General features: G+C 37.8%; 10 protein-coding genes and 3 pseudogenes. 1 reads left to right on the forward strand and 12 read right to left on the reverse strand.

Annotated features, from left to right (window positions below):
• From ACFILW_RS08210 to ACFILW_RS08220, 3 genes are all read right to left on the reverse strand, one after another.
• Window positions 1-761, reverse strand: a 761-nt coding sequence (locus ACFILW_RS08210) for a filamentous hemagglutinin N-terminal domain-containing protein (RefSeq protein WP_375685513.1), incomplete at its 3' end; no start/stop codon positions are given.
• An 89-nt stretch (window positions 762-850) separates the two neighbouring features.
• Complete coding sequence (locus ACFILW_RS08215; RefSeq protein ID WP_375685514.1) at window positions 851-2,611, reverse strand: ShlB/FhaC/HecB family hemolysin secretion/activation protein; 1,761 nt, start codon at window positions 2,609-2,611, stop codon at window positions 851-853.
• Window positions 2,604-2,783, reverse strand: a complete 180-nt coding sequence (locus ACFILW_RS08220) for a hypothetical protein (RefSeq protein WP_375685515.1) — start codon at window positions 2,781-2,783, stop codon at window positions 2,604-2,606. The genes ACFILW_RS08215 and ACFILW_RS08220 overlap by 8 nt, the downstream gene beginning before the upstream one ends.
• Window positions 2,784-3,038: 255 nt before the next feature.
• On the opposite strand from ACFILW_RS08220, the pseudogene ACFILW_RS08225 reads away from it, so the two are divergent.
• Window positions 3,039-3,658: pseudogene (locus ACFILW_RS08225) on the forward strand (type ISP restriction/modification enzyme); the annotation flags it as partial.
• A gap of 1,431 nt (window positions 3,659-5,089) precedes the next feature.
• Here the strand turns inward: ACFILW_RS08225 and ACFILW_RS08230 are convergent.
• The 9 genes and pseudogenes from ACFILW_RS08230 to ACFILW_RS08270 all read right to left on the reverse strand — a co-directional run.
• Window positions 5,090-5,194: pseudogene (locus ACFILW_RS08230) on the reverse strand (transcriptional regulator); the annotation flags it as partial.
• An 18-nt stretch (window positions 5,195-5,212) separates the two neighbouring features.
• Window positions 5,213-5,290: pseudogene (locus ACFILW_RS08235) on the reverse strand (Killer protein); the annotation flags it as partial.
• Between the two features lie 13 nt (window positions 5,291-5,303).
• Complete coding sequence (locus ACFILW_RS08240) at window positions 5,304-6,236, reverse strand: DMT family transporter (RefSeq protein WP_144755783.1); 933 nt, start codon at window positions 6,234-6,236, stop codon at window positions 5,304-5,306.
• A gap of 11 nt (window positions 6,237-6,247) precedes the next feature.
• Window positions 6,248-6,466, reverse strand: coding sequence for a hypothetical protein (locus ACFILW_RS08245; protein WP_375624020.1), 219 nt, complete (start codon window positions 6,464-6,466; stop codon window positions 6,248-6,250).
• A 3-nt stretch (window positions 6,467-6,469) separates the two neighbouring features.
• Complete coding sequence (locus ACFILW_RS08250; protein ID WP_375685516.1) at window positions 6,470-7,003, reverse strand: SDR family oxidoreductase; 534 nt, start codon at window positions 7,001-7,003, stop codon at window positions 6,470-6,472.
• 152 nt (window positions 7,004-7,155) lie between these two features.
• Window positions 7,156-7,914, reverse strand: a complete 759-nt coding sequence (locus tag ACFILW_RS08255) for an HAD family phosphatase (RefSeq protein ID WP_254492176.1) — start codon at window positions 7,912-7,914, stop codon at window positions 7,156-7,158.
• Between the two features lie 83 nt (window positions 7,915-7,997).
• Window positions 7,998-8,807, reverse strand: coding sequence for a carboxymuconolactone decarboxylase family protein (locus tag ACFILW_RS08260; RefSeq protein WP_375646673.1), 810 nt, complete (start codon window positions 8,805-8,807; stop codon window positions 7,998-8,000).
• A gap of 773 nt (window positions 8,808-9,580) precedes the next feature.
• On the reverse strand, window positions 9,581-9,865 hold the full coding sequence (locus ACFILW_RS08265; protein WP_375685517.1) for a type II toxin-antitoxin system RelE/ParE family toxin: 285 nt from the start codon (window positions 9,863-9,865) through the stop codon (window positions 9,581-9,583).
• Window positions 9,858-10,076, reverse strand: a complete 219-nt coding sequence (locus ACFILW_RS08270) for a TA system antitoxin ParD family protein (protein ID WP_375685518.1) — start codon at window positions 10,074-10,076, stop codon at window positions 9,858-9,860. The genes ACFILW_RS08265 and ACFILW_RS08270 overlap by 8 nt, the downstream gene beginning before the upstream one ends.
• Window positions 10,077-10,550 lie beyond the last annotated feature (474 nt).

Raw genomic sequence — 10,550 nt, forward strand, 5'->3', positions numbered from 1 at the left:
GCCAAATCTCCTTTGACCTGTATGGGACCCCCGACACTGATCTTGCGCGAAACAAGATCAAAAATATCTAATGCACTTCCATCAGCTCCACGAGCGCCTATGGTGATATCACCACCCTCAACACGCAACCCACTCAAAGCCCCATCGGCTCCAATGATCGGTTGTCCGGTCGATAAAGTCACCCGTGGAGTATTGATAAAGCCACAACCGTTACAGGTAATCCCATTGGGGTTGGCGATAATAACATCCGCCATATGCCCGTGGACTTCGCTCACGCCTTCAAGACGCGAGCGATTGGCACTTACCACTTCATTAAGGATAACCTTTGCTGCACCGCTATAACGCAAATTGCCGTTGCCTGGCACCAATCCCCCAAGCTGTGAACGCGAGACTTCCTCAGTCGAATTGTTCAAAATCACGCCATGGGTATCAACATTGAAACTGTCATATTTGTTATGAGAAAGACCCTGTCCATTGGGGCGCACAATATCAATCAGCGGCACATCATTGCCGGCTTTCCCCACCGTGGGGCGGAAAACAGAGCCAACCCCATCAGCTGCTTTAATCCCTTGGCTCTCTTGTGCAACAGGACTTCGCGCTCCAAGCGCTTGTGCTTGCAACAACAAAGGCTGAAAAGCTAAGCAAAAACTTAAAACCAGTGAAAGCCCCTTATGGATCCCTCGCTGCAAAACACAAAGAACGCGCTTTCCTCGCTTGTATCCATATCCCAATTTATGCTTTTGATTTTTCAATCCCCGCATCTTCAGCTCCTCATAAAATTCTTTATCTCTTAAAAAAACAACCCAAAGGGATGTAAACAGCGCAGCGATATTTTTACCGCCCCTTTGCTCTAAAATCTCAATAATGCCCGTACTTGAAATAACCCTGTCGAATTTCCCTTTTCTCGCACTGTCGATTGGGTTAAAATATTCGAATAAGATACATCAATATCCGTAATGTCTCCGGTTGCATGGAAACCAAGAGTTGCCCCAACGAGGCTCCCGCCAAAACTGTTTTTGTTTACATTATTGGCCACGGCCCCCAGATCAAGCGCCATATAAGGGGCAAATTGGCTCATAAATTTACGCCCCATTCTCGAAGAAAAACCTGGCAACAACAGCGACAATTCATTGCGCCAAAACGCCCCATTATTGCCGTAATAAATCGCCTCACGCACCCCACGCACAGAGGAACTACCACCAAGCGATATTTGCTCTGAACTAAACAACGTGTCGGGTGATAATTGTCCTGAAAACAGCGTGTTATAGCGAAAGTTATATTGTTTGAGCGAAAAAGGACGCACGTAGCCTAGGGAAAAAGATAATTTGGAAAATTGCCCTTTGGGTGAATTTTTTGTTGTATTCTCTTGCTCTTTATCGTCATAAGCGCCAAGAATTGCCAACCCTTTATGAAACCCTATATGTGCGCTTAATTCTCCTCCAAGCCACTTGCGCGAATGATCAAGCTCAAAGGTTGCAATAGCTAGTTTACGGCTGGAAACATCAACCCGACTGCCCATAATAAAATTATCAGAATATTTCCATGTCAACCGTCCTGTAACCCAGGTCTTTCCCTCTTGATCACGGTCGATAACCCGTGAAATCCACGGTGTAAGCGATAAAGACTTACCCGCAGTCATAATATCGGAAAATATTCCCTTAACACTCGAATGATATTGGCTCCACGTCCCATCAAAACCAGTTGTCCAAGTGCCATAGGGAAGAGAAAATGATCCCGTTAGAGTATCACTATTGGGACGCTTGTGAGAAAAATGATACGGACTACCATCCATAGAACGCTGATAGCTAAACGACCATTGATCATTGATCCCTAACAGATCATCAAAAGAAAGGCTCAAGCGCGTCTGATAAAGTCCTGTTGCTTTAGCGCCAAGATTATCGCTGGAAAGCGTAATAAGCCAAGGTTTCTGTTTTTCAATATGAACATCGAGTATCGAACCACCCGAATTGCTCCCCGCACCAAGATTAATGGTGGCTTGGCGTGAGAAAAGCCGATTGATTTGATCAAGCCCTTGCTCTATCTGGCGCAGATTGGTCGGCTTCCCAATAAGGTTTGGAAAAGCCGTGGTGATTTCTCCTTGAGATTTCCTTCCAACTTTATGCCCATCAAGGGTAATATCTTCCATCACACCTTCAACAACAACAATCTTGAGATGACCGCCGCTTAAATCCTGCTCAGGCAAATAAGCCCGCACCGCAATATAGCCGCGCTTCATATAAAGCTTGGTCACCGCTTTGAGCACTTTATTGATTTCGGCAATCCCCAAACACCGTCCTTCCCAAAGAGAAATGGCTTCATGAAGGTCGGTATGAGAAATCAACTGAGCATCAACAAATTCAATGCTTTTGATCAGCAAACAGGTTGTACCAGACGAAGCACCATAGGCAGATGTGGTATCATCATCTGGCAAAAATACCCCACGGGTTTCGTTTCTACGGTGTAATTGCTGAAAACGTTGTTGTTGCGTTTGTTGTCGTTGGATGCTCTCTGATTGATTAATCGCTTTCTCACGAATGTTTTGGGCAAAACTCGGCAACGAAAAAAGGCACAAAAAAGCCGCAAAAATAAAAGTGAAAAAAAATCTATGCATTCATTGTGTCCTCAAAATGAGCAACCAAATGAACCATATCATCAGCGTCACAGAAAAAATCGCCAACCGCGTAACAATTTTTTAATTGTTTGATGAGAATAATACTTATAACATCTGAGAGAAAAGCATAGACTGTACTGTATACACCTGCTTTATGTGTTGTGCAAACCATATCATTTCCCCCGCTTGCGAAGATTTTACAATTACACTGTTAAATGACAATCATACACTCTATATGCTTCTTAATTTTAAGGTGTTGCATGTAATATAATCTTGAGCTTCAAGTAAAGACTCTTATTCATAGAATATACCAAATTTATTGGAACTGTTACATATTAGAGACAACAAGAAACACTCCATTATTATCGCTTGATAAGAAAAATAGTATGACGATAGCTTATTACTAAAATAAGAAAAAAAGAAAATGCGTAATGCTATAACTAATGAAGGATTAGCATATTTAAAAGCCGCTTATCCTAATGAAAAAACACTAAAGATGATCTGTTTTATTATGTTTACGGTCTTTTGCATTCAGAAGATTATCGCACTCGTTATGTCAATAACCTCTCTAAAAAATTGCCGCGTATCCCGTGTGTAAAGAATGCTGATGATTTTTGGAAATTTGTGACAGTAGGGCGTAAACTGGGGCATTTGCACGTGAATTATGAAACTGTAGAGCCTTATCCTGTGACCTTTAAAAAGGGTAATCCAAAACAGACAGAAATCTCTAATCTCGAAAAATTCTATTATGTGACTGAAATGAAATTTGCAAAAATTAAGGATAGTAAGGAAAAGAATAAATCAACTGTTATTTATAATAGCAATATCATCATGACAGATATCTCTCTTGAATCGGTTATGGGGCGTCAATGTGTAAAAACAGATAAAAAGAGTGGTATTGTGAATGATGCCAATCACTATGCTGTTGAAACCATTGGCAACCCTGCTTATCCATTGGATTTGTTTCAAAGGGTTATCACTGTAAGTTTAGAAACAATGAAAATTGTTAAGAACTTACCAAAATTAGAAATAAGAGAAACCAAATAACTTATAAAGCATGCTCACATGATAGGCATATTAACCTCACAAGGGGTATAAGGTCTTATACCTATAGGTTCTATATCACTTTTATAAATTGCTTACATACAATCTTTAAAAGGAGTATTTATATGCGTTATTCTAAAAAGAAATCATTTGCACTTTTAAATACTCTTATTTGGATTGCTTTAAGACTTTTAAGAAACCCACTCTTAAATAGAATTAGATTTTTTTACATTGCCTTTAAAAGATTATACCGTAATCTAAAATGATAGCTTTATTGTTTTCAAAAGCTTTGTTTAAAGAGAGTTATGTATATTCATTTTGCTTATAGGTTTTGTAGGTTCTTAAAACCCCCAAAACCCCTACAAAACCCCTTTAAATGTATATTATAGATTGTATTTACTGATTGTATTTAATATAGGTTGTTTATTTAAAACATTAACATATTGAAATATAATGATTTTTATTTTGGATTAAAAAAATAAAATAATACGTACAAAAAGCACCCCCAAAACTCATAACTATAAAGATCTTGATAGCATCTCTTATGAGTTACAAGATATCTTTTGAAAAGCTTTAAAGGATCACATGATTTTTATAAAGCACGTTGTAATCATTCTCTAAATCATAAGGTTATCTATTCAAAAGAACTGATTAAAATTCATAAAAGGGATTTTAATAACGTAATCAGTTTTTACTTTCATACGCTTTTCATAAGACACGTTTTAATGACACACTAAAATAATCACTTTTGTCAGTTCAATTTACTGACAGATAACTGACAAATATATATTATTAATTGTATTTAAGGTTGTGTTATCTATATAAGTTGTATCTTAAAAAGACTAACATATTGAAATATAATGCTTTTAATTTTTTATCATTTTAAAAAAATAGTATAGGGTCTAAAAAGAACTGACACAACTGACAAAAGTCTATTAAAAGGGATTTTGCTAATCTCTATAATGATCAGTTTCTATTGAGATATTTTCATAACAGACAATAAATCACAATTATCCTATTTATCGTTTCTCTTATGAAAATGAAAAATGATGCCATGGCTATAAAGAACATAACAGCTATAGAGAAAGCAAAAATGCAAATGAAAGCATTTGTTATAAGAGCGCGGTGCTATTAAGGTTGTTTAAATTAGAGCCCCTTATAAACAAAATTCACAAAAAATTTAAAATTCATTTAGTAAAAAAATGATAGTTTATAAAGCTAAAAATACGCATTATGAGAGCGTTTCTAAATATTATAAATATATAGATTCAGAAAATAACGCAATCGTTTCATAAAACCTACAATATATCTTTAAAAGCACATAAATATAAAAGAAGCAATTAATAAGCATAAGATATTATCAATACACAACGTATTTAAAAAATAAGAAAAAATATCAAAAAAGATAAAATATTATTTGACAATAAATACGTATTTTGTTATATGAAGATGATACGCTAATTTTTGTATTGTTATCCCCATTTCTTCTAAAAAAGCTACTTTTAGAACTTCACTAGAATGGGCGGGGTTATGCGTCATTTGTTTTCATTCCTTTCATCAATGGTAATCTTGATAATCAACAAGCTCCACATCTGTTCCGATAAAGCGAAAAATAACACGCCAATTTCCATTCATCTTAAAAAGTATATTACTCTTTATGCGCATTGGGAACGGCTTTTCTAGATCCTAGTAAGCTGAATATATAGCCTTGTCCGATTAGAACTCCAAAAATCGTAACAAAAACGCCTATGATTTGCATGATTTGAGGGATGAAGCCGAACAGGATTTGCACCAATAAGGCTGAAATAGGTACAAAATTGAAAAATATCGCCGTCTTACCCGGACCTCGGATCGCTATTCCAATATTCCAAAATAGGTAGGCTAAAACTGATCCTGCAACCCCCATCCAAAGGAGTGCGAATAAACTAGCGCCGGACATAGACATCGTTTCTTGAAGAGGGGATTCGAATAAAAAGGTTAGGACGCCAAGGGCGACGGTGCCAGAGAGCATCGTCCAGCTTGTTGTTTCAAGCGGGGTTGCGTTCTTGACAAATGACCGCGTGCCCACGGTATAGAACGCCCAACCAATGGAACCTAAAAGAATCATAATATCTCCTTTGGCAAAGGAAACATGGTTAGACAAAAATCTCCCATTTGTTATGACTAAATAGACCCCGAACATACTAATGAGCATCCCTATAACCCTCTCACAGGTTGGGAAAGATTTATTCATGATAGCTTCAATAATATTAGCACTAATAGGGGTTGTCGCCATGATGAGGGAGGCTGTTATGGGATTTGACGTTTGCAAGCCAACAAATAAAGCGCCATTAAACCCTGCCACACCGATAATCCCTAGGAAAATATAAGAAATAAAATTTTGCGATAAAACATGCCACCGCAAGCCTTCTTTGAAAATCATAATTAAAAATATGGCGATTACGGCAATGAGAAACCGCTCAAAAGAAGCTGTCCATGGAGAAACAGTCGTTAAAGCTATCTTAGTGGCTTGGAAATTGGAACCCCAAAAAAAGGTTCCTACGAGGGTTAAGACAAGAGCTATTCTGGGCGTGATTTTCATTGGATAGATCCTTATACTTGATACCAAAGTGGAGCATCGAGACGTATAGAAGAAATTTGTGCGGTATTAGATGAGGAAAGAATAAAGTTGACCGCGGAAGCAATGTCATCTGGGTGAAGCATTTTGGCAAGATTCTCTGGAGGTATCTCTGGGAATCCTTTAAAATTGCGACGAAAATCCGTATTAACTTTATCAACTTGGATTGAACAAACACGAATATTTTGTGGCATTCCCTATAAGCGCAACCCACCAGTATAGCCCTCTACAGAAAATTTAGAAGAAGAATAGGAAATTAAAGAAGGATTGTATTCTACACCCCATATGGATGAAATATTTATAATATCGGCGCGAATTTCCTTTTTTAGATAGGGTAAAGTAGCAGCTGTTATATAGAACATTCCTTTAATATTCACATCAAATGTTTCAGCACATTCTTGAGCATCAATTGTTTCTGGATCGCCACTATAACAAATGCCTGCTACATTAACTAAGACATCAAGACCACCAAATTCTGAGATAACCTTATGGACAGAAGAGTCAATGGCTTCTTTATCGCGGATATCAACAATCAATTTACATAAGCTTGCCGTATCGATGGAGGTTGGTAGTTCTATGTCAATGATGTCTGCACTTGCTACCTTATGACCATTTTTCAATAAGTTTAGAACAATTGCTTTACCGATGCCGCGAGCGCCTCCTGTGACTAAAATACGTTTCTGTTGTTGTGAGTAAATTCCGGTCGTGTTTTTTATCATTTCGTTTAGCATTTTCTATACCTGAAGTTGTAATCATTAATATTCAGCTAGTTTATTTTTAGCCATGCATTATGTATTACTGTATTATGTTTAATGTATTGAGTATTATTAAATTGTTTAAATAATAAGATAGCCTTAAAGTTTATTGTGATTAGGTTGAATAACTAAAGAACTGATATTTCATGTAAAGACGTCTCATTAAAAGGAAATACCTTTTTAGAGGAGAATGCTAGAGTTTGTGATTCTTTAGGTAGATTTAAACAGCGCCAACCATGCTTGTGAGCATACGCCTCAAGCAAAGGATCGCCAATAACAGCGACAGGATGACCTACAAGCTTCAGCATATGCTCATCGGAAATATCATCACCGTAGGCCCAGCAGTTCTTAAGGTCACCACCATGTTTTTCAATAAAATCCTGAATCGCAAGCGCTTTTCCAACGCCGATCGTTTGCGGAGGGACGAAACGGCCATTATATTTTTGCCCATCATGCAATAGTTTTGTGGCCAAGATGTAAGGTACACCTAGATGTTCTGCAATGGGGGCTAGAATTTCTATAAAAGAGCCGGATACTAAGACCGGCTCAATTTTTTGGCTATGATGGGATTTTAGTTCTGTTACTACTTCTTGGATTAAGAAAGTAGGATTAATCAACGCGCGCTTTGCCCAAGTTTCTGCACATCTTGTTACTTCTGCTACAGCACGTCCGGCAAAAAATTCATAAAAGCGACGGTTTATTACGCTGCGCGGACTCTGGTTATCATGGTGTGCACGTAAAATAGCAGTAGTATCTGCATATTCCTCTTGGTGAGCGTTGGTTGAAAAACCTAGCCAAGATTTATACCAGAAATCGTGGAAAGCGAGCATACTCTTGCTCCGAATAAGGGTGCCATCTACATCGAAGAATGCATACGCAAGGCTCATTATTAATTTCTCCCTTCAAAAAAAATTAAATTCGTAAGTATCACGCTTTTGATAATAATGATGTTGCTGGCAAATAAATTTCTCTATGTCTCCTTGCGTGAGGCAAAAACTTCTTTAGCAATTTCAACGACATTAATCGCTGCAGGAAAGCCTGCATAAGGAGCAATGTGAATTGCTAATTCAATCACCTGTTCGGGCGTGCCACCTACATTAAGCAGACCCTGTATATGCAGCTTCAGCTGTGGAATCGCAGTTCCTAACGTTCCTAACGCTGCCACCGTTATAATTTCCCGTTCAAAGAAGTTGAGGATAGGCCGTGTGTAGATATCACCAAACCCAAACTCAACAACAAAACGAGCTAAGTCTGGAGCAATGCTACCCAGTGTCTTAATAATCATTTGTCCATCGGGGCCATCAATATGTTCTAGTGCCTTCAGTCCAGATTCGTAGCGATCCTCGCATACTAATGGCGAGCTGCAACTAGATATGAAGTCTAGTTGCTTTTCATCAAAGACCTCTTTTGCAGCAAAAACACTATTTAAGGCTGCTGGAAACCCTGCATAAAGTGCCAACTGTATCATTACTTCAATCAGCTCAGCAGGACTACACCCAAAATTAAGAGCACTGGTAAGGTGGAATTTGAGTTGCCGTCTTGCATTACCGAGAGTTGCAAAGATGGCAACGGTGGCAAGCTGCCGAATACGGCTTGTTAAGTGAGGTCGCTCATAAATTTCTCCATACACAAAAGAGATGATGAATTTTGCGAGATCAGGGGCAACATCGGCCATTTCTTCAAGAATTGAAGGGGTCTCGACCAATTCCATAGAGCGTAAACGCTCCACGCCCAATTCATAAGCATTTTTCTTATAATTTACAAATGTTTGTTCTTGCATGTAATGGCCCCCTCCCCACGGAGCCTTAGTTGGATAAGGCTTTTACTTTCCTTAAAGACTAAACCTTCAATTAAAATGCAATACCTTATCTCCTCTTGCGGATTTGCATTGCATGAATCGTTATCGTGCTTTAATATCCTAGTCAATCATTTTTGTAAATTTATTTTATATTATTTTTCATTTTTTACATTATAGGCAATCCTTATGAAGCTATAGCAGATAGTAAGGGATTTTTCTATGGCATTAATATTACGTTGATGCAGCAGGCACGTGTAGCCTTTCCAGACGTTGTACTTAAGACTGAGCTAAAATTAGCAAATTAAACCCTTCTTATTCGTATTTGCGCAAGAGAACTGAGGTGTAACTTGTTGAGCGTAGAAACACCATGCATGATTATGTGCGCATTGAGCTATAGGACTTAGTTGTATTTAGTATTTTGCGGCTTGAATTTACCGAGGAAAGTGCGAAGCGTTAAATTTATAACAGATGCTACTGACTTACCTCTAATCTAGTAAAGTTCTATCATGACAAAGCCATTTGTTGGGGTGTACGGAAGAGCTTTGTTTTTAACTCAAGTTATAGGTATGTAATAGCAGATGAGTGCAGTACTCCTTTGCTGCAAAGTCCTCCAATCGGTTTAGCTAAAAATATTATGCCGCAATTAGGTGCCCAATATAGCTTGATCATATCTATAAATTTTGGTTTAATACCTTTAGCACTGGAGAACTTTAGTAAAATTAATGCTGTGTGCCTCTATCAAGTTGTAAAATATATTATGCTTTAAGATCTCGGTAAAAATTTTCATGAGAGCCAAGTGCTAACAAGGTCAAAGTAATCGTGTGATCTTCATAGCTGTAAGCAAGCAGCGTCAATTGCTTGGCCATTTTAAATTTATAGACAAAAAAACCAGAAAGATCACCTGTTTTGGCTTGACCAATGGTGGGCGTTTTCATAATGACGCGAACAGCTTGGTCTAGATCTTTTTTTTGGTTGGCATGCGGTTTTTTGACAGTTTTTTTAAATGAATGGGTTTGTAAAACTTGCATAGATTCAGCCAAATTCGAATGCTGTTACATCGCCATCTGCATTTTCTTGTTGTCCAAGTAAGATTGCTTGAATAAATTGAAAGGAGAGAGCTGGATTTTCTTCGGCTATTTTGCCCATACGCGACCAATATTCAATTTGCTTAGGAACCGAGCGGCTATAAACAGACGCGTAACGCTTAGCCTCATTAATGAGATCATCAGACAGTTTAACAGTTGTAGCCATGACTATACTCCTACCTTACAATAAGGTGGTAATATAGTTCAAAAGGTGTTAAAAAGCAACCTTTGAAACACAATAACCTTAGCAGATCTCTAACACAATTCCTTCTCTCACAGCCATCTTTCTTAATATCTGAAAGAAGAGAAAATAAAAGATAAATTTAGAACTAAATGATCGAGAATAAGCTCTAAAAAGGTTCGGGATAGGCAGAAAATAAGTTAAAAGAATCAACGGAATCAAAATTCCCGAACTTCTATATAATCTATTGATTTTATATAAATATAGCATTCCTACCCCCTCTGTAGCTTGCCAGCGGTTTTTGTATATTTTGCCACTAGGTTTTGTACCAATTTATTTTTTTCAAAGAGTTTTTAAGGGGTTCTCAAAGGGTCTTCAAAGGCCTTTCAAAGATCATTTAAAGCCTCTTTTTCTTTTCTGCTCAAAATCGCAATTTGAGATGATCAATCATTGAGTTGG

It is taken from the genome of Bartonella sp. TT110JLCBS, from assembly GCF_042193405.1.
Classification (GTDB): Bacteria; Pseudomonadota; Alphaproteobacteria; order Rhizobiales; family Rhizobiaceae; genus Bartonella.